27 protein-coding genes and 1 pseudogene are annotated in these 26,149 nt (G+C 70.5%); 12 read left to right on the forward strand and 16 right to left on the reverse strand.

Annotation, left to right across the window (positions count from 1 at the left end):
- The 4 genes from B1L11_RS38760 to B1L11_RS38775 all read right to left on the reverse strand — a co-directional run.
- Positions 1-1,121, reverse strand: a 1,121-nt coding sequence (locus B1L11_RS38760) for an RNA polymerase sigma factor (protein WP_143737866.1), incomplete at its 3' end; no start/stop codon positions are given.
- A gap of 126 nt (positions 1,122-1,247) precedes the next feature.
- Positions 1,248-2,396, reverse strand: a complete 1,149-nt coding sequence (locus tag B1L11_RS38765; RefSeq protein WP_079320222.1) for a saccharopine dehydrogenase NADP-binding domain-containing protein — start codon at positions 2,394-2,396, stop codon at positions 1,248-1,250.
- A gap of 47 nt (positions 2,397-2,443) precedes the next feature.
- Positions 2,444-3,217 (reverse strand): FxLYD domain-containing protein, encoded by a 774-nt coding sequence (locus B1L11_RS38770; RefSeq protein ID WP_079320223.1) that lies wholly within the window; start codon positions 3,215-3,217, stop codon positions 2,444-2,446.
- 92 nt (positions 3,218-3,309) lie between these two features.
- Positions 3,310-4,920: an ABC-F family ATP-binding cassette domain-containing protein gene (locus tag B1L11_RS38775; RefSeq protein WP_079320224.1), complete on the reverse strand. Its 1,611-nt coding sequence runs from the start codon at positions 4,918-4,920 to the stop codon at positions 3,310-3,312.
- Between the two features lie 318 nt (positions 4,921-5,238).
- On the opposite strand from B1L11_RS38775, the gene B1L11_RS38780 reads away from it, so the two are divergent.
- From B1L11_RS38780 to B1L11_RS38795, 4 genes are all read left to right on the forward strand, one after another.
- Positions 5,239-5,529, forward strand: a complete 291-nt coding sequence (locus tag B1L11_RS38780) for a hypothetical protein (protein WP_079320225.1) — start codon at positions 5,239-5,241, stop codon at positions 5,527-5,529.
- A gap of 141 nt (positions 5,530-5,670) precedes the next feature.
- The gene (locus B1L11_RS38785) at positions 5,671-6,765 is read left to right on the forward strand and encodes a phenazine antibiotic biosynthesis protein (protein ID WP_079320226.1); all 1,095 of its coding nucleotides are present in this window, start codon (positions 5,671-5,673) and stop codon (positions 6,763-6,765) included.
- A complete protein-coding gene (locus tag B1L11_RS38790; protein ID WP_079320227.1) occupies positions 6,765-8,135 on the forward strand; it encodes an aldehyde dehydrogenase family protein in 1,371 nt (456 codons plus the stop codon). The genes B1L11_RS38785 and B1L11_RS38790 overlap by 1 nt, the downstream gene beginning before the upstream one ends.
- A 32-nt stretch (positions 8,136-8,167) precedes the next feature.
- Positions 8,168-9,292 carry a S9 family peptidase gene (locus tag B1L11_RS38795; protein ID WP_079320228.1) on the forward strand — a complete coding sequence of 375 codons (1,125 nt, stop codon included), beginning with the start codon at positions 8,168-8,170 and terminating at the stop codon, positions 9,290-9,292.
- Here B1L11_RS38795 and B1L11_RS38800 read toward each other — a convergent pair.
- Complete coding sequence (locus B1L11_RS38800; protein WP_143737867.1) at positions 9,279-10,001, reverse strand: GNAT family N-acetyltransferase; 723 nt, start codon at positions 9,999-10,001, stop codon at positions 9,279-9,281. The two genes, B1L11_RS38795 and B1L11_RS38800, sit on opposite strands and share 14 nt — an antisense overlap.
- 601 nt (positions 10,002-10,602) lie before the next feature.
- Between B1L11_RS38800 and B1L11_RS38805 the strand changes: the two genes are divergently transcribed.
- Complete coding sequence (locus tag B1L11_RS38805; RefSeq protein ID WP_218671572.1) at positions 10,603-11,259, forward strand: class I SAM-dependent methyltransferase; 657 nt, start codon at positions 10,603-10,605, stop codon at positions 11,257-11,259.
- A gap of 251 nt (positions 11,260-11,510) precedes the next feature.
- On the forward strand, positions 11,511-12,611 hold the full coding sequence (locus B1L11_RS38810; protein ID WP_079320230.1) for a hypothetical protein: 1,101 nt from the start codon (positions 11,511-11,513) through the stop codon (positions 12,609-12,611).
- An 88-nt stretch (positions 12,612-12,699) separates the two neighbouring features.
- Here the strand turns inward: B1L11_RS38810 and B1L11_RS47490 are convergent, their stop codons facing one another.
- Together B1L11_RS47490 and B1L11_RS54350 are read right to left on the reverse strand one after the other, a co-directional pair.
- Positions 12,700-13,131 (reverse strand): permease-like cell division protein FtsX, encoded by a 432-nt coding sequence (locus B1L11_RS47490; RefSeq protein WP_179155523.1) that lies wholly within the window; start codon positions 13,129-13,131, stop codon positions 12,700-12,702.
- A gap of 112 nt (positions 13,132-13,243) precedes the next feature.
- A pseudogene (locus tag B1L11_RS54350) lies at positions 13,244-13,429 on the reverse strand (sigma factor-like helix-turn-helix DNA-binding protein); the annotation flags it as partial.
- Here B1L11_RS54350 and B1L11_RS47500 point away from each other — a divergent pair.
- A complete protein-coding gene (locus B1L11_RS47500) occupies positions 13,404-13,550 on the forward strand; it encodes a hypothetical protein (protein WP_179155524.1) in 147 nt (48 codons plus the stop codon). The pseudogene B1L11_RS54350 and the gene B1L11_RS47500 sit on opposite strands and share 26 nt — an antisense overlap.
- A 151-nt stretch (positions 13,551-13,701) precedes the next feature.
- On the opposite strand, the gene B1L11_RS38820 is transcribed toward B1L11_RS47500, so the two are convergent.
- From B1L11_RS38820 to B1L11_RS38845, 6 genes are all read right to left on the reverse strand, one after another.
- Positions 13,702-14,085, reverse strand: a complete 384-nt coding sequence (locus tag B1L11_RS38820; protein ID WP_079320231.1) for a nuclear transport factor 2 family protein — start codon at positions 14,083-14,085, stop codon at positions 13,702-13,704.
- 71 nt (positions 14,086-14,156) lie between these two features.
- On the reverse strand, positions 14,157-14,846 hold the full coding sequence (locus tag B1L11_RS49035) for a DUF11 domain-containing protein (RefSeq protein WP_218671573.1): 690 nt from the start codon (positions 14,844-14,846) through the stop codon (positions 14,157-14,159).
- Positions 14,843-15,709, reverse strand: coding sequence for a DUF11 domain-containing protein (locus B1L11_RS49040; RefSeq protein ID WP_218671574.1), 867 nt, complete (start codon positions 15,707-15,709; stop codon positions 14,843-14,845). Before B1L11_RS49040 ends, B1L11_RS49035 begins: the two co-directional genes overlap by 4 nt.
- Before the next feature lie 568 nt (positions 15,710-16,277).
- A complete protein-coding gene (locus tag B1L11_RS38835) occupies positions 16,278-16,643 on the reverse strand; it encodes an ADP-ribosylation/crystallin J1 (protein WP_079320243.1) in 366 nt (121 codons plus the stop codon).
- Between the two features lie 2 nt (positions 16,644-16,645).
- The gene (locus B1L11_RS38840; RefSeq protein WP_079320233.1) at positions 16,646-17,320 is read right to left on the reverse strand and encodes a TOPRIM nucleotidyl transferase/hydrolase domain-containing protein; all 675 of its coding nucleotides are present in this window, start codon (positions 17,318-17,320) and stop codon (positions 16,646-16,648) included.
- 131 nt (positions 17,321-17,451) lie between these two features.
- Positions 17,452-19,698: a helix-turn-helix domain-containing protein gene (locus B1L11_RS38845; protein ID WP_218671575.1), complete on the reverse strand. Its 2,247-nt coding sequence runs from the start codon at positions 19,696-19,698 to the stop codon at positions 17,452-17,454.
- Positions 19,699-19,862: 164 nt separating this feature from the next.
- On the opposite strand from B1L11_RS38845, the gene B1L11_RS38850 reads away from it, so the two are divergent.
- Both B1L11_RS38850 and B1L11_RS38855 read left to right on the forward strand, forming a co-directional pair.
- Entirely contained in the window at positions 19,863-20,318 is a 456-nt protein-coding gene (locus B1L11_RS38850; protein ID WP_079320235.1) for a carboxymuconolactone decarboxylase family protein, read from the forward strand.
- Positions 20,319-20,374: 56 nt separating this feature from the next.
- A complete protein-coding gene (locus B1L11_RS38855; protein ID WP_079320236.1) occupies positions 20,375-20,830 on the forward strand; it encodes an iron chaperone in 456 nt (151 codons plus the stop codon).
- A 14-nt stretch (positions 20,831-20,844) separates the two neighbouring features.
- Here the strand turns inward: B1L11_RS38855 and B1L11_RS38860 are convergent, their stop codons facing one another.
- Positions 20,845-21,678: a serine hydrolase domain-containing protein gene (locus tag B1L11_RS38860; RefSeq protein ID WP_256863259.1), complete on the reverse strand. Its 834-nt coding sequence runs from the start codon at positions 21,676-21,678 to the stop codon at positions 20,845-20,847.
- A 256-nt stretch (positions 21,679-21,934) separates the two neighbouring features.
- Between B1L11_RS38860 and B1L11_RS47505 the strand changes: the two genes are divergently transcribed.
- A complete protein-coding gene (locus B1L11_RS47505) occupies positions 21,935-22,078 on the forward strand; it encodes a hypothetical protein (RefSeq protein WP_179155525.1) in 144 nt (47 codons plus the stop codon).
- A 121-nt stretch (positions 22,079-22,199) separates the two neighbouring features.
- Here the strand turns inward: B1L11_RS47505 and B1L11_RS38865 are convergent, their stop codons facing one another.
- Positions 22,200-22,928, reverse strand: a complete 729-nt coding sequence (locus B1L11_RS38865; RefSeq protein ID WP_179155526.1) for a TetR/AcrR family transcriptional regulator — start codon at positions 22,926-22,928, stop codon at positions 22,200-22,202.
- Between the two features lie 114 nt (positions 22,929-23,042).
- Between B1L11_RS38865 and B1L11_RS38870 the strand changes: the two genes are divergently transcribed.
- The gene (locus B1L11_RS38870; RefSeq protein ID WP_079320238.1) at positions 23,043-23,924 is read left to right on the forward strand and encodes an SDR family oxidoreductase; all 882 of its coding nucleotides are present in this window, start codon (positions 23,043-23,045) and stop codon (positions 23,922-23,924) included.
- Between the two features lie 115 nt (positions 23,925-24,039).
- On the opposite strand, the gene B1L11_RS38875 is transcribed toward B1L11_RS38870, so the two are convergent.
- Positions 24,040-24,474 (reverse strand): nuclear transport factor 2 family protein, encoded by a 435-nt coding sequence (locus B1L11_RS38875; protein WP_079320239.1) that lies wholly within the window; start codon positions 24,472-24,474, stop codon positions 24,040-24,042.
- Between the two features lie 91 nt (positions 24,475-24,565).
- Here B1L11_RS38875 and B1L11_RS38880 point away from each other — a divergent pair, with 91 nt between their 5' ends.
- The gene (locus B1L11_RS38880) at positions 24,566-25,135 is read left to right on the forward strand and encodes a TetR/AcrR family transcriptional regulator (RefSeq protein WP_079320240.1); all 570 of its coding nucleotides are present in this window, start codon (positions 24,566-24,568) and stop codon (positions 25,133-25,135) included.
- The last annotated feature ends 1,014 nt before the right edge of the window (positions 25,136-26,149 follow it).

Raw genomic sequence — 26,149 nt, forward strand, 5'->3', positions numbered from 1 at the left:
ACCACGGGCTCGACCGGCTCGGCCAGATCCCGGGAGACCGGAGGCACGGGCGAGCGCCCGCCGACCCCGTCGGCCTCGTCCTGGGACCCCTCGGGGGAGGCGGCGCCGCCGGACGCGCCGGCCGGAGCCTCGGCTGTGGGAAGCCGTCGCGGGGCGAACGTGTCGGTGGCCTGCTCGCGCAGGTCCCCGGCGAACTGGGCGAAGACGAGCGCGATCGTCGCCACCGCCGCCAGGGCGGCCACGGCGCCCGCCACCGCCTGCGCCAGCCTGCCCTCACGACGGCCCGCCCTCGGGAAGCCCGCCGTGTTGAGCCCGCCCACGCGCTTGGCGACGTACCGCCGATAGGGGACGAGTTCGGGGTCGATGAAGCTGCTGAGCACCCGCACTCGCAGCGTCTCCGGCATGGCGATCTGCGGGAGCAGGCCGAAGACCTTGGCCGGCGAGACCTGCCGGACGCGCTGGCGCCCACAGGTCTCGCACCGCGCGAGGTGCCGCGTGAGCTGGGCCCGCGTCTGCGGGGTGAGCTCTCCCGTGAAGCCCGCGAGGATGGCGGACGCCCGCTCGCAGTCATGGGTGGCACGCCTGGCCAGGATCTCGACGGTCACCGTCTCACGCAGGCGCTCCGTGGCCGCGTCGAGGAGCGCCTCGGCGTACCGCTCGCCCGTGCCGAGCACGGCGGCCAGGTCCTGGCCGGTGATCCCGTGCCGGGCCGCCAGTTCGAGCACCTCCCGATCCTCGGCCGACAGCGCCCCCACGGCGCTGCTCGCGACGAGGCGCAGGTCGGCCTCGGCGCCTTCGGCCGTGACGCCGGGGAAGGGCACGGTCGCGACGGGGACCGGCCCGGTCTCCGGCCCGTCCTCCTCCCCCGGCGTGCGGCGGCGCATGCACTCGCCACGGGCCAGGGCGTACAGCCAGGGACGGAACCTGTCCGGGTCGGCCAGCGAGCCGACGAGGGCCTCCGCGGCGATCAGCGTGTCGCGCAGCGCGACCTGAGCGGCGTCGGGCCCGGCCAGCAACGTGCGGCAGTATCGGTAAAGACTGCCCGCATATGTGTCATAAAGGGCGGCCAGCGCTCCCGGATCCCGGGCCCGCAATGCCTCGACCAGGACGCCATCATTCATATAACTGAGAGTAAATGCTCAGTAACTCCCCGCTCCACCCATTCAGGCGAAGTCACGTCCTACATCGACGGCTTTTACACTCCGCCATCCAGGTAATTTGCCAGGATTTTCCACTAAATTACGCGACTAATCGCGAAAAACCCGGCCCCCGATACACGACGCCGTGTGGACGCCCGTCACTCCCTCGCGGTCATTCCCACCTCGGCGCACCCCCGCGTGAGCGCGTCGAGGCCGAAGGCGTCCACAGGTCCCAGGGCACCGGTGCCGTGCACCCCCTCGGCCAGCGCCGTCGTCGCCGCCCAGGCCAGCACGCCGGCCGTGAACTCGTACGGGTCGCCTCCGGCGAGGTGGACGGCGGCCAGGCGGCGGCCCTCCGCGTCGTACGCCTCGGCGACGATGCGCGACGACACGCCCCGCCGCGGCCGGCGCGCCGCCCCCGCCCGTACGGAGCACCCGGTCGGCCAGCGCCTCGGTCGCCCGCCGGATCCCCGGCAGCGCGGCGATGGTGGGGGTCGCCTTGGCCAGCACGCCCGCGACCCTCGTCAGCCCGCCCAACCAGCCGAGGTAGACGTTCACCTCGCGGAGGCCGGGATGCGCGGGCGGCAGCGTGAAGTGCTCGGAGGCGCCGATGGACAGGCCGTGCCGTACGCGGCCGTCCACGAGGAACTTGCGGGTGCGGCCGTGCTCGGGGACGATACGGCCCTCCCGGAAGCCGTACATCGGTTCGAGGATCATCCCCAGCGCCGAGGCGCGGGTCCCAGCGCTCGCCCGCCGCGCCATGCCGCCCTCCACGAAGTAGCCGACGTCCACGCGTACGGCCCCCGGCCCGGCCTTGTGCAGGGCCAGTGCCGCGGCGAGGTTGCCGGGCACGTAGTCGTACCCGAAGGCGGTGATCAGGGCAGCGCCCCTGGCCGCCGCGGCGGGGCCGTACCGCTGGAAGATCCGCTTGATGAACGTGGGTTCTCCGGTGGTGTCGAGGTAGACCGCGCCCGCCTCGGTAGCGGCGGCGACCGCGGCCTCTCCCCACCTGACGAACGGGCCGACGGTCGAGATCAGCACGTCGCCCGGCGCGACGATCCGCCGTACGGACTCGGGGCGCCCGACGTCGGCGACCGCGGTGGGCAGGTCGCCGCCCAGCGAGTCGGCGAGGGCGGTGAGCCGCGTCTGGTCCCGCCCGGCCAGCAACGGCCGGGCCCCGCGTGCGGCAAGCGCCTCGGCGGTGAGCCTGCCGGTGAAGCCGGTGGCTCCGAACAGCACGATCCTGGGGGTGGCCATCCCGCTACGGTAACCCGCCCGTCCTGTCAAGATCGGCAGTGGGCAGCTCACTGGCGGCGGTCGTTGGGCGGCGGATACCCGCGGTCCTTGGCGAAAGGCTCCGTCGTCGGCGCGACCGTGTGCAGCGGGACGGCCCCGGCCTGGGCCAGATCCTCGTACGCCTTGGCGGTCGAGCCCCAGGTGGTGGCCTGCACGTCCGTCGAGGCGACCGGTCCGCTCACGCCCTCGACGGTGATGACGAACCTGCCCTTGGCCCCCGGCCGTACGTCGTCCACCCACGACGTGGCCCCGCCGACGAGCTTGCCCGCCGCGTCACGCAGCAGGGCCGTGACGGCGAGGCCGGCCGCGGGCTTGCGGAACGGGTCGAGCACGTAGCCGGTGACGAGGTAGGACCCGTTCGTCAGCTTGTCGGTGCGGACGTCCGAGATCGGGAACTTGAGGAACGCCGACGGGACGCGCGGGATGGACCGCCACGAGGCGGGACGGTAATCAATCTTCACCCGGACCGGCTGGGCGCGGCTCGGGACCTGGCCGCCGAAGGCCAGCGGGCGGCCGGGCGGCACCGCGTCCAGCGGCTGCTCCAGGTGGACGACCTCCTTGCCTGCGGCGTCCACCGCCGTGATCACGGCGACCGCGTTCTCCCCGAAGTGCCAGCGGTTGGGGTTGTTCAGCACCCCCGCAAAGGTCACCGCGTATCCGGCCCCCGAGCGCACGATCGAGGACACCTGCTCCTTGAGGGCCAGCGGTCGCGGGCCCTCCTGCTTGTTCTCCCTCGCGCACGACGCCATCGCCAATGCGGCGAGGGCGAGTGCGACGGTCATGTGGCAACGTCGCGTCACTTAGCCGTCATAACCGCTGAATGGGACGCCGCCTCCGGGACACGCGCGCTCCCGCCGGTATCTTTACCGGCCGTCTATCGGGGACGGACCACGCGTGTCTCGTCCCAGACCGGCTCGGGCGACTCGTACACCCGTCCGTCGGAGCCGAAGACCAGGTAGCGGTCGAAGTCGGCGGCGAACCAGCGGTCGTGCGTCACCGCGAGCACGGTGCCCTCGAAGGCGTCCAGGCCCTGCTGCAGGGCCTCCGCGCTGGCCAGGTCGAGGTTGTCGGTCGGCTCGTCGAGCAGCAGCAGCGTGGCGCCCGACAGTTCGAGCAGCAGGATCTGCAGGCGGGCCTGCTGGCCGCCCGACAGCGTCTCGAACCGCTGCTCGGCGACCCGGCCGGCGAGTTCGTAGCGGGCCAGCGCCTTCATCGCCTCGTTCTTCAGCCGGGCGTGCTCGGTCATGACGATCTCGCAGGGCGTACGGCCGAGCAGTTCGGGCCGGGCGTGGGTCTGGGCGAAATGCCCGGGGACGACCCGCGCGCCGAGCCGCATCGTGCCCGAATGACGCACGTTCTCTCCCGCCAGCAGCCGCAGGAAGTGCGACTTGCCGGAACCGTTCGAGCCGAGCACGGCGACCCGCTCGCCGTACCAGACCTCCAGGTCGAAGGGCTTCATGAGGCCGGTCAGCTCCAGGCCCTCGCACATCACCGCGCGTTTGCCGGTGCGTCCGCCGCGCAGCCGCATGCTGATGACCTGGTCCTTCGGCGCGAGCTCCGGCGGCCCCGCCTCCTCGAACCGGCGCAGCCGGGTCTGCGCCGCGTGGTAGGCCGCGGCCATGCCGTCGTTGTAGGTGGCCTTCTGTCTGAGCATGACCACCAGGCGCTTGAGCTTGGCGTGCTCCTCGTCCCAGCGCCTGCGCAGCTCGTCGAGCCGCTCGTTGCGCTCCCGCCGCGCCTCGGCGTACGTCGCGAAGCCGCCGCCGTGGATCCAGACGTTGCCGGACTCGACCGTGACGATCCGGTCGGCGGCGTTGGCCAGAAGCTGGCGGTCATGGGAGACCAGCAGCACGGTCTTGGGCGTCTCGCGCAGCGCCGTCTCCAGCCACACCTTGCCCGGCACGTCGAGGTAGTTGTCGGGCTCGTCGAGCAGCAGCACCTGGTCGGGCCCGCGCAGCAGCGCCTCCAGCACCAGCCTCTTCTGCTCGCCTCCGGACAGCGTGGCGACCTCGCGATACTTCACCCTGTCGTACGGCGTGCCGAGGGCGGCCATCGCGCAGGCGTCCCAGAGCACCTCGATGTCGTAGCCCCCGGCGTCGGTGTAGTCGGTGATCGCCTGGGCGTACCGCATCTGGGTCTTCTCGTCGTCGCGCTCCATCATCGCGAGCTCGGCGGCGTCGAGCCGTTCGGCCGCCGTCCTGACCCGTTCCGGCGCGACGCTGAGCAGCAGGTCCTGGACCGTACGGCCGTCCCGGATGTTGCCGACGAACTGCCGCATCACACCGAGACCGCCCGAATGGGCCACCGTGCCCTCGACCGGCTGGAGATCGCCCGCGATCATCCGGAGCAGGGTCGTCTTGCCCGCGCCGTTCGGCCCGACCAGGGCCGCCTTGACGCCCTCCCCCACCCGGAACGAGACGTCGTTCAGGAGCATCCTGCCGTCCGGCAGCACATGCGTCAGATGCCCGACCTCGACATGACCCACTTGACGCCCCTTCCGGATTTCCCGGAGAGGCTACCTGCCGCCCACCGCACCGGGCACGCCATTTTTCCGCCGTCACGACGGCCCGCGGGCCGAGGACGAGGTCGTTCACGACCCGGCCCCTGAGCAAGGCGCACGTCGACCGTATCGTCCGTGAGATGGTCGCCAGGGGCGCGGTGATCGGCTCCACGGCCGTCGTCGAGGTGGACGTCGCGAAGGACCTGCCCTCTCTCGCGCCGCATCCCTCCCACGTCAAGGTGCCCTGCTGACGGTTCGCCCCGCCTCGTACGGGAAGCATGCGGCGGTGAGAGGAGGCGGGCGATGCCGCGTGGGGAGCCTTCGGTGGCCGCTTCGGGCGAGTGGCGGGACGAGGACGGCGTACGCAAGCCCGCGGGTGAGGCGCACGCCTGGTGGCCCGGCACGAACCAGACCGTGTGCGGGCTCGCGCTCAGCCGGTCGCGGCTGCACCGGTTCCACCACGTGCCGTGGCCGGACGCGTTCCCGGAGTCGGGCGGGGCGGCCGACGAGGTGCGGAGGGTGTGCCCCCGCTGCCGGGCGGCGACGGGGAAGGGCCAGGGCCGGCTCTGGCAGCGCACCTCGCCCCGGCCCTGAGATCCGCTCCTGAGATCCGGCCCTGAAATCCGCCCTCTGGTGCCCGATCTTTTCCACAGTCCCGGAATCTCTTGACCTGGTGGCGAATCACCCAGAAATAGCCTGGCATTTCAGGGGATTTCCAAGTCAAAGGGGCGGGATATGGCGACAGATCCGATCCTCGACTGCCCGCTCGACCAGGTCCCGGAAGGCCCGGAGTTCATCCAGGCCGCCATGCGGTGGCATTTCAGCCCCGAGACCGGCTCGCCGTTCTGGCTGGAACGGGCGAAGACGCTCGGCTTCGACCCGCGTGAGGACGTGCGCACCTTCGAGGACCTGCGCCGGTTCCCCAACGTGGCCAACGAGCTGCGCGACGTCCGGGTGGAGGACCTGATCCCCCGGGGGTACGGCCCGGACGCGGACGTGATCGGAGTGTACGAGAGCGGGGGCACGACCGGGCCGCCCAAGCGCGTCGTGCTGCTGCGGGACTGGGTGGAACGGCTGATGCACCGGACCGAGCAGGACCTTCAGGCCAAGGGCTACCCGGAGAGCGGCCACTGGCTGTCGCTCGGGCCGACCGGGCCGCACGTCTTCGGCGAACTGGTCCGCTGGCAGGCCGCACGGCGGGGCGGCATCCGCTTCACGGTCGACATGGACCCCCGGTGGGTGAAGCGGTGCATCGCCGAGGGCCGCGGCGACGAGGCCGAGCGTTACGCCGAGCACCTGATCGACCAGAGCACCTACATCCTGGAGACCCAGGACGTGCGGGTCCTGGTGACCACGCCGCCGCTGCTGACCCGGCTGGCCCGCAGGAACGCGCTCGTCGACCTGATCAACTCGAAGATCGCCGCGATCAGCTGGGGCGGCGCGCACATGGATCCCGACACCCGTTACCTGCTCCGCACCGAGGTCTTCCCGAACGTCGGGATCTACGGCACGTACGGCAGCACGATGATCCTCGGCGGGCTGGGCGAGCGTGTCGCGCCGCCGGAGGAGGACCTCGTCGTCTTCGACACGTTCTCGCCCTACATCACGTTCTCGGTGGTGGACCAGGAGACCGGGGAGGCCGTCCGGTACGGCGACCGCGGCCAGGTGGTGATGCACCACGTCAGCAAGAGCTTCCTGCTGCCCAACAACCTCGAACGCGACCTGGCCACCCGCGTGGCGCCGCCGCCGGGGCAGATGGGCGACTCCGTCGCCGACGTCGGCCCGCTCCCCACCTTCGAGAACGAAACGGTCATCGAGGGGGTGTACTGATGGACGAGCTGATCCGGCTCGACGCGCTGGGCGCCGGCGGACCGTACCACAGCCGCAGCCGACTGACGATCACGGAGCTGACCGGGACGCCGGTCGCCGAGCTGAGCCTGGTGCCGCGGCTGTTCGTCCAGCGGACGATGGCGGCCCTGCGCGAGGCGCGGACCCTGCCGGCCCACGAGCGGGCGACGGCCCTCGCCCGGGCGGGACGGCTCTTCGCGACCGGCGTGGTGGACGGCATCCCGGCGGAGGAATACCAGCACATCGTCAGCCGCGTCTCGGGGATGCCGATCACCGTGGTCCGCTCGGCCACCGCGGGCATCGGCCGGCGCGCCGGAGAGGCGTACCGCACCACCCGGTACGCCCGCCCGGAGGGGGCGGTGGACGACTGGCGCGACCCGCTCACCCGCAACGGCCAAGCGGTCTGGACGCGGCGCGGCGACGTCTTCGCCGTGCACGCCGCGGGCAACCACCCGGGCGTGCACACGTTGTGGCTGGAGGCCCTGGCGCTCGGCTACCGGGTCGCGGTGCGCCCCTCGCGGCGCGAGCCGTTCACCCCGCACCGCCTGATCACGGCGCTGCGGGAGTCGGGGTTCGGCGACGACCAGGTGGTGCTCCTGCCGACCGACTACGCGGTGGCCGACGACATCATCCGCGACGCGGACCTCGCCATGGTGTACGGCGGCGAGGAGGTCGTGAACAAGTACGGCAACGACGTCAGGGTGCTGCCGCAGGGCCCGGGACGGTCCAAGATCCTGCTCACCGGGCACGACTGGGAGTCCCACCTCGGCACGATCGTGGACTCGGTCAGCGCCTTCGGCGGGACGGCCTGCGTGAACACCACCGCCGTCTTCGTGGAGGACGATCCCGCACCGGTGGCCGAGGCCGCCGCGGAACGGCTCTCGGCCATCCCGAGCCTGCCGCCGGAGGACGAGGGCGCGGTGCTGCCCGTCCAGCCGGTCGCGGACGCGCACGCGATCGAGAAGTACCTGCTCGACCACGTGAACGGCGCGACGCCCGTGCTCGGCGGCGACGGCGTGGTGGACGACCTGGGCGACGGCAGCGGGGTCCTGCGACCGGCCGTCTTCCTGGTGGACCGGCCGGACGCGCCCCAGACGGGCATCGAGTTGTCGTTCCCCTGTGTGTGGTTCGCGCCCTGGAGCCGCGCGGACGGCATCGAGCCGCTGCGGAACACGCTCGTGCTGACCGCCGTCACGGATGACGACGGGCTGGTCGACCGCCTGGTAGAGGACCCGTCGATCAGGAACGTCTACCTGGGGGACACTCCCACGTACCTGATGCCGCCGTGGGTTCCGCACGACGCCTACCTTGGCGAGTTCCTCATGCGTACGAAAGGCGTCATACGCACTTAACCAACTGAAAAAGGCCCAGTAGATTCTGGGCCATGCGCGGGACAAGACGCTGGCGGCGCCGCCTGCTGTGGACGCTCGCCGTCGTCGTGGTGCTCGCGGTGGCCGCCGTCGGCGGCGCGGGCTGGTACTACTCCGGTCTGGTCATCGACCCTGTCCACACCTCCGGCTATCCCCTGGAGGTGACGGCCGTCAGCGGCGACCAGGTCACGATCAAGGGCGGCGCCGACACGGACGCCCCCGGCACGTACGGCCTGACCTGGGCGGACGGCAACGCGCTGCTGGGGCAGGTGATCGCGACCGGGGCCGGCACGGTGACCAGGAAGGTCACCGAGGTCGTCCACGGCGAGCTGCAGCCCGGTGTGCACGCCTACCTCGACCGCTGGCTGTGGGGCCACGCGACCCCGGCCGCGGCCGGCGTGCCGTACACGGACGTGAAGATCCCCTCGCCGCTCGGCGACTTTCCCGGCTGGCGGACCGAGGGCACCTCGACGACGTGGGTGATCGCCGTACACGGCCGCAACGGCGGCCCGGCGGAGGCCCTGCGCGTGCTGCCGGTTCTCCACAGCCTGGGGATGCCGGTGCTGGGCATCACCTACCGCAACGACGAGGACGCCCCGGCGAGCCCGGACGGCACGTTCCACCTCGGCGCCACGGAGTGGCAGGACGTGGCCGCCGCCATCACGTACGCCAGGAGCCAGGGCGCGACCGGGATCGTGCTGTACGGCTGGTCGATGGGCGGGGGCATCGTGCCGATGACCGTACGCAACCTGCCCGGCGAGCCGATCAAGGCCATGATCCTCGACAGCCCGGTCATCGACTGGCGGGCGCCGATCGCCCTCGGAGCCGAGCAGATGGGCGTGCCCGGCTTCCTCGTGTCGGTGGGCGAATGGGTCATCGAGCGGCGCACCGGCGTGTCGTTCGACGACATCGACCACCTGCGGCACGCGCGCGAGTTCAGGATCCCCACGCTGGTCTTCGTGGACGACGACGACGCGACCGTGCCGATCGGCCCGGCGCTGCGGTTCGCCGAGGCCCGCCCCGACATCGTCAGGCTCGTACGGACGAGCGGAGGCGGGCACACGGGCTCCTGGAACGCCGACCCCGGGCGTTACGAGCGGGAGTTGAAGGAGTTCCTCACGTCGATCAGCTCGGGATGACGACGGTCATCGAGCTGCCGACCAGGGTGAAACCGAGCCGTTCGTACACGCGTCTGGCCGGGTTGCCCTCGGACACGGCCAGGCCGAGCCGCTCCCATCCGCCTGCCGCGGCCCTGTCCCGTACGGCCGCCAGCATGCGCGCGCCGAGGCCGGAGGGCGTACGGGCGGGGTGGCGGAAGACCTCGACCACCCAGGGCCGGCCGCGGAAGAGGGTGACCACCACGCCGCCGGCCACCGCGTCGTCCCGGTCCACGGCGAGCAGGCTGCAGGGCAGGACCTCCCCGGTCACCTGTCCCTTCAGCACCGGAATGAGCAGGTCGCGCAGCGCGGTTGCGTCGTCCACGTTCCGGTGGTCGGGGTGACCCGGCGGATAGGCCGCCCGCCACGCCGCGAACACCTCCTCGGGAGACCGGTCACAGGGAACGAACCGGAAGCCCTCGGGCGCCCCGGCCTCGGCGGGCGGCGCCGTACGCAGCTCACAGGTCATCTCGTGGGCGTGCCGCATCACGCGGGCGCCGCGCGCGACCAGCGCCTCGCCCAGGTCCACCGGCCCCGCCACCGCCCAGCCCGGCAGCTTCGCCATGATCGCGTCGACCGCGCCCGGGCCCATGACCTCGACCAGGTCGGCGCACGGCAGCCCGTACCGTTCGTCCTCGACATAACTGAAGGCAGGGGCGCCGTCGGCCCCGGCCAGAATCACTCGCTCCACAGGAGGGAGGCTTTCGCAGCCCGCAACGGCGGGCAACACGTTTTTGTCGTCCCGTCCCGCCCCCGCGTCCGGCTGCCGAACCTCGCCTCCGCCGGGCCCGGCCGCTACCGCGTCCGCGTCTACCTGCGGAAACAGGAGGAGGCGATGACGTACGCCTCCGACGGCCCTCGAGGAGCACCTGGTCCTCGTCTTCCCCGGCGCGTCCGGAAAGACCTTCTTCCTCCGGCATTGAGCGGTGGTTGAGCAGCGGGCGCCGGAGATCGGCTCGGAAAAAGGTGGCGTGGCCCGGGAACAACGAGTGCGGACACGTGGTTGGATGAAGCGTGGCCGGTGTGCAGGTGTCCCCGGGCCTCACCTAATTTGCCTTCGCGGACTACCGTTCGGCTGGAGCCGCGTTGTGCCTTTCGCCGAGAGGCGACCCGGCACCGGCACCACACGTGCGGGACCCCGGCAGGAGATCCTCCTGCCGGGGTCCTGGCGTCTGTCCTGAGTCTCTCCTGGACTGAACCGTTCACCCCGGCAGACCGGCCGACCCGTGCAGATATCACCTGTCTTACCCTTTGCATCCACTTTTGTCGGTGACGGGTGACAAGATGCGTCCGTGCCTGATTTGGATCCCCAGTCGATCGCCTCCTACTGGGACGCAGAGGCCGACACCTTCGACGACGAAGCCGACCACGGGCTTCGCGACCTCCGGGTGCGCGCGGCCTGGGCGGGACGGCTGCGGTCCTGGATGCCGCGGCCTCCCGCCGACGTCCTCGACCTGGGCTGCGGCACCGGTTCGCTGACGCTGCTGCTGGCCGAGCAGGGGCACCGGCCGGTGGGCGTGGACCTGTCCCCCAGGATGGCCGAGGCGGCCCAGCGAAAGCTCGCCGCGGCGGGCTTCACCGCGCCCGTCCTCACCGGCGACGCGAGCGACCCGCCGGCCGCCGCAGGAACCTCCTTCGACGTCGTCCTGGCCCGGCACCTGCTGTGGACCCTGCCCGCGCCGGAACGCGCGTTGCGCACCTGGATGAGTCTGCTGCGCCCGCACGGCCGGCTGATCCTCATCGAGGGCAACTGGCAGGCCTCCGGGGACGGCCCGCCGTACGTGCCGGGCGCGGGCTCCCTGCCCTGGCTCGGCGGGGTGAGCGCCGAGCCTCTCGTCGAGGTGCTGCGGCCGTACGCGGCGGACGTGCGGGTGGAGCCGCTGACCGACCCCGTGCTGTGGGGCAAGCCCATTCACGACGAGCGGTACGCCGTCATCGCCCACCGCTGAGGTGCGTATTCCGGAAAACACGCAATGCCGAATCCGTAAACGTCTCGGCAATTAGTCGAAGCGCATTGTCCGCGGAATGCGGGAGCAAAACGGAGCCCGGTCATCGACGCCGTCATCGCAGCCACGCCCATTGGCACACATGAAATGCCACAGCGAACGGCCCGGGAGGGGTCAACTCGCCTGGACGGGCTCCCGCCGCGTGTGACAACGATTGAGATACACCCGATCGCTGATCGGAGAGGAGTATCTCTATGCACGGCACTCGATTCTCATTACTGCTGGGTCCGGCAGTCCTGTCCGCCGTCACGCTCTGGCCGGCCATCGCATCGGCCTCCACCGCCGCCCACCCGTCCGGCCTCGCCGCCGCGCTCAGCGCGCCGCGGGCCGAGGAGCCGGGCACCAGCCTCGGCGAACAGTCCGAGGAGGCGGCCCAGCAGAGCGCACGCGCGTACGAGGAGGAGAGCGGGTACGGGCGGGAGAGCGCCCAGGAAGGTTCATCGAGCGAGGAGTCGAGCGGCCAGTCCGGGAGCAACATCGCCTACCACCACTCGCGGGCCTCGCTGCGCGAGTCGTCGCTGAGCGAATCGTCACTGCGCTCGTCGTCACTGCGCGAGTCGTCGCTGCGCTCGTCGTTGCTGCGCTCGTCGCTGCGCGAGCGGTCGTCGTACAGCCGTCCGATCAGCTACACGCGGACGATCACCTACCAGCGCCCGGTCACACAGACGCGTATGGTGACCGAGAGCCGTCCGGTCACGTTCACTCGGCAGGTCACCTTCCAGCGCCCGGTCACCGAAACGCGGCTGGTCACCCGGATGCGTCCGGTCACAGAAACGCGTCAGGTGTCCTTCCAGCGCCCCGTGAGCTACACGCGCATGGTCACCGAGAGCCGTCCGGTCACCCGCCAGGTGACCTACCAGCGGCCGATCACCCAGACGCGGTACGTCACCGAGTCGCGTCCGGTGACGCGGTACGTCACCTACCAGCGTCCCGTGGTGACCTACGTCACCGAGAGCCGTCCGGTCACCCGCCAGGTGACCTACCAGCGGCCCGTCACCGAGACGCGGTACGTCACCGAGAGCCGTCCGGTGACCGAGCAGGTCACCTTCCGGCGCCCGGTCACGGAGACGCGGTTCGTCACGGAAAGCCGTCCGGTCAGCTACACCCGGATGGTGCCGGAGACTCACGAGGTGCGGTCCACTCACTTCGTCAGCGAGAGCCGTCCGGTCAGCTACACGCGCATGATGACCTACCAGCGCCCGGTCAGCGAGACGCGGTACGTCACCGAGTCACGGCAGGTCACCAGCTACAGCCGGCCCATGATGCGGTCCTCCAGCGAGGACTGCGACCCGTGAGCCGACGGGAAGCGAGGTCCTGACATCCAGTAGGGCCATGAGGGGCACGGGCGTTCCCGCCCGTGCCCCTCTCGTCGTCCGTACGCGCTCAACGTCCCCTGTCCGGGAAGTCGCATTGTCTCTGGACTTCCGCCGGCCGGGTCAGGTTGTCCCTCAGGCACCCTTCGTCGACGACGTTGGACACGCCGGGCAGGTCGCTCGCCGCCCTGGCCACGGCCAGGTGGTCGGCGCCGGGGGCGAGTTTCAGGCGGAAGGATTCCGCCATGTCCTCGACCGTGGTCGCCTTCAGCAGCAGGGGGTTCGTCTCGCTTCTGCGGAAGTTCTCGAACGCCGTCCGCCGGTCCTCGAACGTCACGATCTTCACGTCGCGGCGGGCCCGGAGAGTTCGGCTGATGTTCTCCCGTTCCCAGGCGGTGACCTCGCCGCCCCTGCAGCGCGGGAAGGGGGAGTGATCCGTACAGAGGAAGACCGAGACGTCGACCCAGTTGGACGTGGCCGCGCCGCCGCTCGGCGACGTCACGGCGACGCCGACCTCCCCGGGGCCCAGACGGCTCCGCGAGCCGTGCCACGCCCACGATCGTGCCGGTCACCGCGAGCGCCGCCGCGGCGATCGCGAGCCCGCGGCTCTGCCCCACCCCCATGACCAGGGCGATCTCGGAATCCGCCAGGTCGAGGTAGTAACGCAGCACCAGCGCCTCCCGCTGGCGCCGGGGCAGCCGGGCCAGCGCCAGCAGCACCTGCCTGCGGGATTCGCCTATCAGGACGGCGGTCTCCGCCGAGTCGGCGAGGCCGGTGACCCGCTGCGTCCTGCGCAGCATGACCGCGCGGCGGCGCAGCACCGACCGCGAGCCGCACCAGGCCGACCCGGTGCTCGCGGTACAGGCCCGCCAGATCGGCCTCGGGAGGCGGTACGGGCGGCGCGAGCGCCGTCGGCCGTAGGGATTCACGATCCATGCAGTGTGAACGCGCGCCCCCGCCGATCCGCTGCTCGCGGCTTTCCGGCGATTCGCTGCTCGCGTGTTTCCGGCCCGGTACGCGCGAAGGCCCCTCCGGGTGGTCCGGAAGGGCCTCGCGACGATCGAACCTCGTGTCACGCCTCACTGGCGTGCGCCGCCAGGACGCGCCAGCCGTACTCGCCGGTGTGCACCCACGTGCGCGTGTAGCGCAGCCGACCGGCGAACGACTCGCCCGCGAAGGCGCCTTCGAGGGTGCCGAGGAAGCACGTGACTCCGGTCGTCCCCGAGACGACGACGGTGAGGTCCTCCTCGGCTACCTTCGTCATCACCTGCATACGTGAGCGGTGGTTGTGGAGATCGAGCTGTTTGGCCTCCGTGTGCAGCCGGCCGTCCGGCGGCCCCGTGAAGACGAGCCGCTCGTCGAGCAGCCGGTCGAGCTCCTCCACGTCACCGATGAGCTGCGCCTTCTGCAGTCGCCGCTCGGCCTCGTACAGCTCGTCCACAAGAGTGCCTGTCATGGGAGTCCTCTCCGTCGTGGCGCGTCTTCGCCGACACAACGGTATTCCCGGCCGCTCCCGCTTTCAGCAGGTCACTTTTCGGTGCCCTGCTTGCTCCCGGGCGTGCAGTAGGGGCAGAACGGCTCGCGCTGGACGCAGACCTTGACCGCGTCGCTGTCGTTGGACGGGTCGAGGTCGAGCTCCTTGCCGCCGACGGTGGCGGTGTTGACCGTCTCCCCGACCGCGGTGGCCTTCGCACGGACGATCAGCGTGGCCGTCGCGCCACTGGCCAGCGTCCCCACGGTCCACGTTCCGTTGGCGTACGTGCCGGTCGAGCGCGTGGACGACAGGAAGGCGAGGTTGGCCGGCAGGGCGTCCTTGACGGCGACGCCGGTGGCGTCGCTGGGCCCGGCGTTGGCGATCGTGACGCGGTAGGTGACGGTCTCGCCCACGGTGACCTCGGTCTTGTCCGCGGACTTGACCACGCTCAGGTCGACGGCCGGGTTGACCTCGGTGACGGCGTCACCGCTGGTGGAGGTCAGCGGCTCGGGCTCGGGGCCGAGCCGGTTCTCGTAGGCGACCGCGCCGCTGTTGACGACCTGCTTGCCCGCGACCGACCTGCCGGCCTTGACCCGGAACTCCACGGTGGTGCCGTCCGGCAGGGTGGTGTCGTTGGCCAGCCGGCCCCCCGCCGTACCCGTGGCGCCGTCTCCCAGCCTGAAGGAGATCACACCGGTGGCCGCGTCGAACTCGGCCTGGTCGTCGCCGGCCTGGTCGGTCATGGCGCCGCTGCCCGGGCCGCCCCACGACGCGGAGCGAGCCGGGCACGTAGGTGGTCCGGCCGGGCCCTCGTCGTCAGCCGGACGTTCTGCGCCACGTCGCCGCCCTTGTTGACGGCGGTCAACCGGTAGGTGATCTCGGCGCCGACGTTCACCGGCCCCTGCGGGCTCGCGGTCTTGGTGACGACGACGCACGGCGGGGTGCCGAAGAAGACGTCGTCGAGGAAGTTGCCGATCGCGGCGTTGCCTCCGGCAGCGGAAATGGAGCGGAAGGCGAACCTGGTGGTCGTCTGCCCGGCGGGCACGGTGTAGCTGCCGTGGTAGGTGCCCCACTTCCCGTTGCCGTCGGACATGGTCCCCTGCTGGGCGGGTCCCGAGGGGGCGCCGATGTCCAGCGCCATCTGGTCGGTGCCGAGACGCCCGCGGTGGGACAGCCGCCAGTACAGCTTCTGGCCCGGAGTGGTCGGACGGTCCTGGTAGAGGGTCGAGACCTGGTTGGCGTTCAGCTCCGCGAACTGCGCGCCCTCTACCGCCGGAACGTTCATCCGGGGGCTCCAGACCTCGATCATGTGATCGGTGGCGGTCGTCCGCCAGCCCGGCACCGCGTTCGGGTTGTTCTGGGAGGCGTCGGGGATCGAAGCCCACGTCCCGGCGACGACGGGCTTCTCGAAACCGCCGTTGACCAGCGCCACCTGCTCGGGACACGACGCGGGGTTCGGCGCCGCGGCCCGCTGCGCCGCCGTGGCCGCGACCTCGGTACGGGCGGACGCGGCGTCGGCAGGGATCGCTCCGGACAGCGTCAGGGGGGCAGCCGCCGCCACCAGGGCGGCGACGGGGTAACACATCCTGCGGATGTGCCTCATCATGAACGTCCTCTCGTCGTGGCGATTCACCAGGCCGTATGACCGGCGCTGGCACCGCAGGGAAGATTCGCCCGACGGGAACGAGAGGTGCGGCATGACACGTGCGGCCGTGCCAACAGTTGGCCGGATCTTGTTCTCTCCCGACCCCGCGCAAAGAAGATCTGGATCTATGTCGAAGCGCTCGGCGGCCAGAACTGGACCAAGAACCGCTCTCGCGGATCCGCTCCGTCATCGGCCCGCGTGTACACCCGTACGTTCCACAGCCGCTCCGGCTCGCCGAGGAGCAGGAAGCCGTCGCACACGTCCGTGTACCAGCTCTGCCGCGCAGACCTCTCCGGTCTCGGAGTGGAAGACGCAGGTGTAGACATCCGCCCACGCCTGGCGCTGATCCCCCGGTTCGTCGTCCCACACTTCGAGCGTCAGGCTCACCAGCTCGTCCTCCGCCGAGAGGCTGAGCCGGCGGCGATCGGACGGATCGCAGGGGTCCCAGGAGAGCGACACATCCACGATGAAGAACGTCCCGTCGTGGACGTTCACCTCGCAGTCGCTACGCGAGATCAGGGGCATGAGCTCATGTCCTGTCCAGGTCCGGCCGGAACTCGTGCACCACCTCGATGACGCCGGAGATGTGCGCGTTGAACTCGTCCAGTTCCTCGGCGGGGACCCACAGTTCGAGAATCGTCTCCCCGCCGACCTGCCGGATCGGATAACGGGCCAGGAACTCTTGGGGCACGTGGAATCGGGTCACATAGCCGACCCCGTAGCGGGGTGCGTTCCAGTCGCGAGCGATTCTGATCGCGTAGTCCTCGTTGAGCACGGGATAGAAGATCGGCTGCTCGGGCAACCGCGGCGGCCACGCCCGCCACCCGGATCGCCGGACCAGTTCCAGCTCCTCCGGTCCGGTCGGCCGCCATAAGGTCGTCAACTCGCCCGACATGATCACCATCTCCCGACGGCGGTGAGCAGCGCGTCGAGCGGCCGGGGCAGGACGTCCCTGCCGACCGCCGCCTCGACGAGCAGCCGTGCGTAGCGAAGCTTGCGGCGCGAGCCACTGCTCAGGAACCGCCGCATCTGCGCTTCGGGCTCCCGGCCGCGCCAAACGGGCTGGCTCTGCAACGAGCGGAACGACCCGAGGTCGCCTTGCGAGTCGAAGAGCGCTTCGACCCCTGGGGCGCCCACGGCCCGGATCAGCTCGTCCTCCAGGTCCTTCACACAGACGTAGAACCCGAGGCGCTCCATGTCGACGCGCGTGCGGGGTGACCCGACATTGTTCGCGACCATCGCGCGCCGGAAAATCTCCTCCTCATGCAGGTCGCACAGACCGGCGAGACGCACCCGGGTGTCCGGCGGGCCCAACCCCGCCAGGAAGCGCCCGATCGCGTGCGCCCCGCCGATCGGCACGATCACGGCCCGCTCCGCCTCCAGATCCCGGCCGCGGCCCACCGCGGCGGTCTCCAGGGCGATCTGGTCGCTGGGGCCCTCGACGAGCACCACGGTCACGGCGTCGCCGACCTTCGCCAGGGCGCGTTCCATCGCCAGGATCGGGGCGGCAGGACCGCTCACATAGCCGTCGAGCGCCCTGCGGGCGAGCTCACGGCGTTGGGTGACGTCCATGGTGATCCCCGATCGGTTGTGCCGGCAGCATGCGCCATGGCCGCATCATGGGCGACGCACAAGGCGGCCGACAAGCGATTAACCAGGGCACGGGCGGCGATCGAATGAGACGTACGGACGGCGGGGACGGCTCAGCCGGCGGCGCGCACGACCTCCCGCGCCGCCCGGGCGAGCTTCTCGTCGTACGGCCTGCCCAGCTCACGCGCGAGTTCGATGGTCCGGTCGAGCAGCGCCAGCGCCTCGTCATAGCGGCCCGCCGCGCGGCACGTCTCGGCGTAGGTGTGCAGGAAGTCGATCTCCAGCTGCACCTCGGCCAGCGGCTCCAGCAGCTCGAAGGCCCGCCGGTGGTGTTCGAGCGCATCCTCGGGTGAGCCCGTGATCCGCAGCGCGACACCGAGATAATTGTGGCACCACGCCTGGTTGTGCTGGAGCTTGTTCTGCTCGGACAGCTTCAACGCCTCATGCAGCGTTCGCAGCGACTCCGCCGGGTCGTCCGGCGCCAGCGCGAGACCGAGGGTGACCAGCCCGGTGATCTGTCCGGGCCCGTCCGCCAGGGCGACGGATGCCCGGGCGAGTTCGACGGCTTCGCTGCGCCGCCCGAGATGAAGTGTCACCCATCCGTCGAAGGCCAGCGCCTGGGACTGTCCCATGGGGCGCCCGAGCTTCTCGAACAGCTCGCGTGCCCGCCGGAAGTGCGCCTGCGCCGCTTCGAGGTCGCCGAGATCCCGGCGTACGAAGCCGATGCGCAGAGCCAGGGCGGCCGCGATGTCGTCGTCCGGCCCTGACTGCTCGGCCAGTTCGTACGCGGACAGCGCCTCGTCGAGGCGTCCGGCGGCGGCACGGGCGTAGCCGAGGTCCGCGAGCAGCGAGGCCCGCTGCTGGTCGCGGCCGAGACGTGCCGCGGCGTCCGCGGCGGCTTCGAGCATGCGTGTCTGGTCGTCGGTTCCGCGGTGCCGGAAGAACCAGACCCGCATGGCCTGCGGCAGCTCGGCCACCACCTCGTCCATGCCGAGCCGTACGGCGGCGTCGAAGCAGGCGACCAGGTTGACGTACTCGAGGTCGAACCAGGCCATGGCCTTCGCCGGATCCCCCGGCGAGGGTTCCTTGCGGTGCGGCGATGGCAGGGTCCGATCGTGGGCGACGGCCTGCTCCAGATAGTGCGTCAGGACCCGGCGCAGGGCGGCTTCGGCCCGTGGCTCCTCGTCGGCGGCGATGTCCGCCGCGTACTGCCGGATCAGATCGTGCATCCGGTAGCGCCCGGGCGAGGGCTCCTGGACCAGGTGGGCATCGACCAGTTCCTCCAGCGCGGCGCCGGCCCGGTCCAGCGGCATGTCGGTGAGCGCGCCCGCCACCGCCGCGTCGAAGTCGGCGCCCGGCAGCACACCCAGCAGCCGGAACATGCGGCGCTGGTCCGCGTCGAGCTGCTGCAGCGACATGCCGAAGGCGGAGTCGAAGCGGCTGGGGGTGGTGCGCAGCCGCTCGGCCAGCACGGCCACGGTCCAGCCCGGGCGGTGGCGAAGCCGCGCGCCCGCCATCCGTAGCGCCAGCGGGAGCCCGCCGCACTGCCGCAGCACCTGGCCGACCGCTTCCTCTTCGGTGAGCGCGAGCCCGGCCGCCCGGCCGAACAGGTGCACCGCGTCGTCGTCGGTCAGCGGCTCCAGGGACACCGGCGGCACTCCGTCCAGGCTGACCAGCCGGTGGCGGCTGGTGACCAGGACCGCGGACTTCCCCGCGCCGGGGAGCAGCGGGCGCACCTGCTCCGCGTCGACCGCGTTGTCGAGCACGACGAGAACCCGTCTGCGGGACAGCTCCGACCGCCAGAGCGCCGCGCGTTCTGCGGTGCCGGCCGGGGGATGCGTGACGTCCAGCGCGCCCAGCAGCCGGCCCAGCGCGGCGTGCGGCTCCAGTGGCTCCTGACCCGGGGTGAAGCCCTGCAGGTCGAGGTAGAGCCCGCCGTCCGGGTACGCGGGGACGAGGCGATGGGCCACGTGCACGGCCAGGCTGGTCTTGCCCACGCCCGCCATGCCGTCGATCGCGGCCGCGCCGGTGGTGCGCAGCAGCTCTTCGACCAGCGCGGACTCCGCTTCCCTGCCGGTGAAGTCGAACAGGTCGGCCGGCAGGTCGTTGCGGCGCCGGACGGGCGCCGCGCCGGCTTCGGCCGCCTCGGCCCACAGCGCGCGCAGTGGCCGGGGATCGCGTCCCACGGCCCGGCACAGCGCCACGACGGCCTCCCACGGCGGCACGAGCTGGCCGGTCAGATACCTGGACAACGACGAGCTGCTCAGACCCGTCTGGCGGGCGAGTGCGCGCAGGCTGAGCCCGCTCAGCTCCTTGATCCGGGCGAGCTGAGCCACCAGTCGTTCCTGGGGGCTGGACACGTGCAACACCGTACCCGTCCCGGCCCACGGAGACGGATCGGCGATGCGTTCGCGCTGCTCAACCTGGTTCTCGCTGTCCCACGGTGTCCCACGGCCCAGGCGGGCCCCGGCACGCCGATGGTCGGATGGCTCCTGTCGGAAACACCCGCGACGAAGGAGAAGCGATGTCGACCGAGCGCATGCCGAACCCGGCGGTTTTGATCCCCGAGGCGATGGAGGCCCTGATGGCGGTCAACAAGGCCGTCGCGGGCGCCGGACTGGACGGCAAGCTGCTGGCGCTGAGCCACCTGCGGGCCAGCCAGATCAACGGCTGTGCTCCGTGTGTGGCCGGGGGCGTCCACCAGGCCCAGCGGCACGGGGTGACCGCGGACCAGGTGCACGCCGTCGCCGCGTGGCGGGAGACGCCGTGGTTCAGCGAGGAGGAGCGCGCCGCGCTGGCCCTGACCGAGGCCGTGACCCGGCTCGCCGACCGGGCGGACCCGGTGCCGGACCAGGTGTGGGACCTGGCCGCCAAGCACTTCGACCAGAAGGAGCTGGCCGCACTGCTGCTCAACATCGCGATCACCAACGCCTTCAACCGGCTCAACGTGCCGACCCGCCAGCAGGCGGGCCAGTGGTGACACTGCTCCCGCCCACCACCAACCCAACCCACACATCGCAGAAAGAGGACGTCGTCATGTCGAACACCACGAAGACCACCACCGCCAAGGGCCAGAAGTACGACGGTTTCACCGAAGAAGAGCGCGACGCGATGAAGGAGCGCGCCAAGGAGCTGAAGAGCGTTCGGCGGGGCGCCAAGGCCGACACGGAGAGCGAGGTGCTCGCGAAGATCGCGGAGATGTCGGAGTCCGACCGTGTGATCGCCGAGCGGTTGCACGCCCTGATCAAGGCCACCGCGCCCGTCCTCACGCCGAAGCTGTGGTACGGCATGCCCGCGTACGCCCGCGACGGCAAGATGATCTGCTTCTTCCAGCCCGCGGCGAAGTTCAAGGCCCGCTACGCGACACTCGGCTTCAGCGACGAGGCGAACCTCGACGAAGGCACGATGTGGCCGGCCTCGTACGCCCTGACCGAGATCACCGCCGACGTCGAGGCGAGGATCGGGGCGCTCCTGAGGCAGGCGCTGAGCTGAGGACCGGGCGCCGTCTACTCGAGAATCGGGCCCAGCCCGAGAACGGCGCGCAGAGCGTTCTCCAGGTCGGTGGCGCGATCGAAATCGCCCGCATGGCCAGCGAGGAAGGCGAAGGTGTAGCCGGCGGCTCCGGCATAGTTGCCGCCCAGGCCGCCCATCCCGTAGTCGTCGCCGTCGATGCCGAAGCCCAGCCCCCAGCTCGTCTGTGCCCCGAAAACCGCGTCCATCCCCGAGCACTGGGCGGTGGTGGCCTCGGCGAGCAGGTCGGCTGACAGCAGCCGCGGCAACGCGGAGTAGAACCCGGCGACTGCACGGGCGGTGCCGTGGCCGTTGACAGCGGGGATCTCGGCGGCCCGCCAGGCGGCGGAGTTAACCACAGCCGGGTCCTGGGCGCCGAGCGGATTGCCGATCGCCCGGTGGTAGAGGTCGGGTTTGCCGTCCAGCGCGGCAGCCCGGAAGGCCGGGGTCAAGCCGGTCAGCTCGATCGCCCGTGCCTGTTCAGCGGGCCCGAGGCCGATGTGAAAGTCCAGCTCGTGTGGGCCGCAGACCTCCTCAGCGAGAAAGCGGCCGAGCGTCCGCCCGTCGGTGCGCCGGACCAGTTCGCCGACCAGGTGCCCGTAGAACAACGCCGACTCGCCGTGCGCGGTGCCCGGCTCCCACGACGGCTCCTGTGCGGCAAGAAGCGCGCATAGCCGGTGCCAGTCGTAGAAGGTCTCGGTGGGCACCAGTTGGTCCAGTGCCACCACGCCGGCCTGGTGCGACAGGACATGTCGTACGGTCGCCGGCGCGGTGAGCTCGGGCCAGTAGCGCTGCATCGGAGCGTCCAACTCCAGCACGCCCCGATCCACGAGGGCTCATTTCCGCTACTGAGCCCTGGGCGGCGCTCAGCAGTTCGCGGAAGGTTTCGGGGAGTTCGCTGGCCAACTGGCGGTAGTGCGACCGATGGGCTTCTTCTGCGGCCGAGAGCCCTGCGGGGAGGTCTGTTTCGGTCGCGTTACATACCCACGCGTACCCCCACAGGCTCATCGCGAGGTAGGGCAGACAGGCCGCGGGCTCGGCCTCGCCGCCGAGGCGGAACTTCGCACGACCACGAGGAGCACCCGGATGTCCCGGGAGGAGATCGCCACCCTTGTCGCCGACATCGGCGACAAGGCCACGGCTGTCGCGGAGGTTCCCACAGACGGCAAGAGCGCGGTCTACCAGCGCCTCGGCCTGCGGCTGACCTACCGCCCCGGCAAAGCAAAGTGAGGGCAGAGGTGAATCTCAGCCCTCACACAGTGAAAAGGCTCGTGTCCGAGGGGGCTCGTACCGAACCCTACGTCCCATCGTGCTGACGGCAGTGCTGCCGTGGCCCTGGCCGACAGACAGCTCAGTGATCGGCGCTGCGCTCCTTGATGGGATCGGCTGGATCACCGGACGTCGGCATGTTGGTGTTCCGTCCGGGTGGAAGGGCGTTCGCGGTGGATGGGGTGTCGGCGACTGCTTGGAGCATGGCGGCGAGGAGCGTTTGGAGGTGGGGATCCGGTGGTTCTCGAAGGCCGGGGGCGTCGTCGGTGGGTGGAGATGCCAGGAGGTTGCCGAGGACGTTCATGCCGAGGACCAGGGAGAGGGTGAGGACGGCGCGTTCCCGGGCGGCGGTGTCGGTGGTGCCGAAGTAGCGGGTGAGCGGGGGGATCACTGTGGCTTCGAGGTAGTCACGCAGGACGGGGTGGGCGGCGTGGCTGGCGGCCGAGCGCAGCAGGATGCGCAGCGGGTCGTACGCCTCGCCGTCTTCGCCGGGGACACCGTCGTGGCCTCCGCCGAGGAGAAGGGCTGCGAGGGCCGGCCCGAATTTTTGGCGGTCGATCTCGGCCAGGCCGGGCGGGCTGGGGTCGCGGGTGCCGATGGCCTCGCGGAAGAGGCCTTCTTTGGTGCCGAAGTAGCGGTTGACCATGGTGGCGCTGACGCCGACGCGGCCTGCGATGTCGCGCAGCCCGATGTCCTCGTAGGCGCTTTCGGACCAGGCCTCGCGTGCGGCGCGCAGGATCGCGGCCCGGGTGCTCGCGCGCTGCGCCGCGCGGCTGCCCGGCGTGGTCTCGGTCGTCTCCTTGCCGTCCACGCGATCAGCGTACACGGCTCGGACGAGTTCGGTTTACAGGTGTTTACCAATTGGCCGGATTTCAGTGTACGGTTGTAAACCGAAGCGCGGAATCACTTGACGAGAGAGACGACGATGCCACAGAACATCCTGGTCACGGGCACCTCCAGCGGCCTGGGCCGACGCACCGCCGAGGTGCTCGCCGAGCGCGGCCACACGGTGGTCGCGACCATGCGCGACCCGCAGGGCAAGGACGCGGGCGCCGCCGAGACCCTGATCAAGACCGGCGAGGAGTCCTCCGGCCGGATCCTGGTGGTTCCGATGGACGTGCGCAGCGACGAGTCCGTCGAAGCCGGGGTCGCCGCCGCGATCGAGCAGGCGGGCGTACTGGACGCGGTGGTGAACAACGCCGCGTACGCGATCACCGGCATCGGGGAGAGCGTCACCAGCGGGCAGCTGGCCGACGTGCTCGACACCAACGTCGTCGGGCCGCAACGGGTGACCCGGGCCGTCCTGCCGCACCTGCGTGCGCGCCGGTCGGGCCTGCTGGTCTTCCTGTCCAGCGGTGCGGGACGGCTGACGGTGCCCGGCATGGGCGCCTACTCGGCGACGAAGTTCGCCGTCGAGGGCCTGGCCCAGGGCTACCGGTACGAGCTGCGCCCGCTCGGCGTCGACGTGTCGATCGTCCAGCGCGGCGCGTTCCCCAGCAACCTTGCGGCCTCCCAGGTCATGGGCGCGGACGAGAGCCGGCTGCCCGACTACGCCGAGGTGCTGGAGCTCGCCGGGACGTTCATGCAGCGGGTTGGCGCGATCTTCGCCAGCCCCGGGCCGCCAGACCCGCGCGAGGTCGCCGACGCCATCGCCGACCTGGTCGAGACGCCCGTCGGACAGAGGCCCGAGCGCGTCAGCGTCGACCGGTTCATGCTCGGCAAGACCGTCGAGGCCATCAACGACGGCGCCAAGGCCCCGACCGACGCCCTGCTGCGCGACCTGGGCCTGGCCGCGATCCTGGACTGAACGGCCGCACGCCCCGGCGCGGGCGGTCCGGTCGGACCGGCCTGTCCGCGCCGGCGTCCATCGGGCATACGGCGAGGGCGCTTCCCGGAGGAAGGGCGCCCTCGCCGTGGTTCCGTTACTTGTCGAAGGCGGCGTAGAGGCCTTCGGTCACATTCAGTGACTCCGCCGCCACCAGTGGGTTCCAGAAGTCGACATAACGGCTGATCTTCCCGTCGGTCGTCTCGACGACCGAGATGTAGGTCTGGTTGTAAGGCTTGCCGGTGCTCACCGCGATGCCCTCGCTCTTGAACTCGGCGATGACCAGTGAGGGGTCGACGGTCTCGTGGAAGCGCAAGTCGACGAAGGTCACCTTGAAATGCTCCGGGAAGTTCTTCATGTACTCGAACAGGGCCTCCTTGCCGCGGATCTCCTTGGGGAAGTCGGCGGGGCCGTAGGGGAACTCCAGGATCCCGTCGTCGGTGAACAGCTCCACCCACTCGGGGATCCGGCCAGAGGACAGGTACTCGAGGTGGTTCTTGAAGGCCTGCTGGGCGGCGTCGCGGACGGACATGACACGCTCCGAATCTCTAAGGAGAAGTTCTTCTCCTTAACCATAGAATGGTCGCACCTAAACGTCAATTTCTTCTCGTTAAGATGGGTGCATGTCTGATCAGAGCTCCGCGCGCCCCGGAGGCCGCACCGCCCGCGTCCGCGCCGATGTCCTGCGCGCCGTCGACGAACTGGCGATCGAGCGCCCGCTCGCCCAGCTGACCCTCGCCCAGATCGCCGAGCGCTCCGGCGTCGCCCTGGGCTCCCTCTATCGGCGCTGGGGCTCGCTTGACCGACTGCTTCTCGACGCCGTCTCCGAACGGCTCGGCAGGCGTTCCCACGTGCGCGACACCGGCGACCTGCGCACCGACCTGCAGGACTACGTCGAGCGGGCGGCCGAGGACATCGCCGGGCCCGATGGCGCGCTGCTGTTGCGCGCCCTGGTGGCGGTGCGGCTGGGCGAACCCGGCACCGAGCTCCCGCCCGCCCTCGCGAACCGCTTCGAAGACGTCCAGGAGATGCTGGACCGGGCGAAGGCGCGAGGCGAGGATCCGCCCACGCTGCACGAGATCATGGAAATCGTCATCGCCCCGCTCTACACCGCCCTGCTGTTCGGCACGGAGCCGAGCCCGCCGGCCGTACTGGTGGACCGCCTCCTGGCTCTGCGCGCCCGGAACGCTTGAGCGCTCAGCCACGGCGAAGCCGGTGGGAACGGATGGCGCGTGCCCACGGGCGCCGGTCACGTCAGCCCGCGTGACGGCCGTATCTCACAGGTTGCCTCCCCGGTTGAGCCAGCAGCGGATGGATCCGCCGTCGTAGATGACGACGTAGTTGACTCTGCCGTCGCCGCTGATACCGCGAAGGTGGACCAAGGCGCGGCACCAGGCTCTTCTCGGAGGGCTCCAGAGTAAAAACGTTGTCTCTGTTGCTGTACGGGAACGAGAAAGGCCCTCCCGGATGATCCGGGAGGGCCTCTGTAGTGGAGTCACCTAAGGGAATCGAACCCTTGACCCTGCATTACGAGCAATGCTGAAACGTTACTCGTCCTGCTTGCGTGGGTGCCTGACCTCTCCGGGCCGTCCATCGTCGTCCACGGGTGTCCACCATCGTCCGTGAGCGTTGTCACGCAGTTCGTCACGCAGGCAAGGGAGAGGGCGTGTGGTAGTCATATCCGAGCTCGTCAAGACGGGTGCGGACCCATCGAGTATGTGCGTCGTCTGCTCCCTGCAGAAGGAGTCTCAGGCTCTCCCTGGCCCTTCGCTCCCGTTGCCACTTGCTGCGCGATCTAAGACTTCCGGGCAAGTTGTGGCATATGTCAGCGATCACTCTTATCTGCTCGTGGTAATCCTCCGGGCCGTCAATCCACTCCAGGAGCGTCGGATCGCGACGGTAACTCATGGTGCGGATCTCTATGAATGCCAAGCTCATCAGACCTATGACGGCCTCCTGCGCCGAAATTCGCATTCGAACCACCGGGTTCTCCCACGCTCGTACGGACCCGCACATTATCCGCTGGCCTGATCTCTCGTCTGCCATCGACCCGTCGCGAAGCGACAGCGGGCCGGAGACGGAGGGGCAAGCCCATGCCTCGCGTGTACCTGCTCCCGGTGACCTTCCTCGTGTCGACGACGCGTGAAAACTGACCCCCAGACGACGGCCGAAATCTGACCCCTCTGCTGTCACTGTGGAGGGTGATC

The sequence above is a fragment of the Microbispora sp. GKU 823 genome (genome assembly GCF_002027145.1).
In the GTDB taxonomy this organism is placed as follows: Bacteria; Actinomycetota; Actinomycetes; order Streptosporangiales; family Streptosporangiaceae; genus Microbispora; species Microbispora siamensis.

Coding starts and splice junctions, on each gene's coding strand:
- B1L11_RS38765 (WP_079320222.1), bottom strand. CDS start 2,396: ATGGCCACCCCCAGGATCGTGCTGTTCGGAGCCACCGGCTTCACCGGC.
- B1L11_RS38770 (WP_079320223.1), bottom strand. CDS start 3,217: ATGACCGTCGCACTCGCCCTCGCCGCATTGGCGATGGCGTCGTGCGCG.
- B1L11_RS38780 (WP_079320225.1), top strand. CDS start 5,239: ATGCCGCGTGGGGAGCCTTCGGTGGCCGCTTCGGGCGAGTGGCGGGAC.
- B1L11_RS38785 (WP_079320226.1), top strand. CDS start 5,671: ATGGCGACAGATCCGATCCTCGACTGCCCGCTCGACCAGGTCCCGGAA.
- B1L11_RS38790 (WP_079320227.1), top strand. CDS start 6,765: ATGGACGAGCTGATCCGGCTCGACGCGCTGGGCGCCGGCGGACCGTAC.
- B1L11_RS38795 (WP_079320228.1), top strand. CDS start 8,168: ATGCGCGGGACAAGACGCTGGCGGCGCCGCCTGCTGTGGACGCTCGCC.
- B1L11_RS38810 (WP_079320230.1), top strand. CDS start 11,511: ATGCACGGCACTCGATTCTCATTACTGCTGGGTCCGGCAGTCCTGTCC.
- B1L11_RS38820 (WP_079320231.1), bottom strand. CDS start 14,085: ATGACAGGCACTCTTGTGGACGAGCTGTACGAGGCCGAGCGGCGACTG.
- B1L11_RS49035 (WP_218671573.1), bottom strand. CDS start 14,846: ATGACCGACCAGGCCGGCGACGACCAGGCCGAGTTCGACGCGGCCACC.
- B1L11_RS49040 (WP_218671574.1), bottom strand. CDS start 15,709: ATGATGAGGCACATCCGCAGGATGTGTTACCCCGTCGCCGCCCTGGTG.
- B1L11_RS38835 (WP_079320243.1), bottom strand. CDS start 16,643: ATGTCGGGCGAGTTGACGACCTTATGGCGGCCGACCGGACCGGAGGAG.
- B1L11_RS38840 (WP_079320233.1), bottom strand. CDS start 17,320: ATGGACGTCACCCAACGCCGTGAGCTCGCCCGCAGGGCGCTCGACGGC.
- B1L11_RS38850 (WP_079320235.1), top strand. CDS start 19,863: ATGTCGACCGAGCGCATGCCGAACCCGGCGGTTTTGATCCCCGAGGCG.
- B1L11_RS38855 (WP_079320236.1), top strand. CDS start 20,375: ATGTCGAACACCACGAAGACCACCACCGCCAAGGGCCAGAAGTACGAC.
- B1L11_RS47505 (WP_179155525.1), top strand. CDS start 21,935: ATGTCCCGGGAGGAGATCGCCACCCTTGTCGCCGACATCGGCGACAAG.
- B1L11_RS38870 (WP_079320238.1), top strand. CDS start 23,043: ATGCCACAGAACATCCTGGTCACGGGCACCTCCAGCGGCCTGGGCCGA.
- B1L11_RS38875 (WP_079320239.1), bottom strand. CDS start 24,474: ATGTCCGTCCGCGACGCCGCCCAGCAGGCCTTCAAGAACCACCTCGAG.
- B1L11_RS38880 (WP_079320240.1), top strand. CDS start 24,566: ATGTCTGATCAGAGCTCCGCGCGCCCCGGAGGCCGCACCGCCCGCGTC.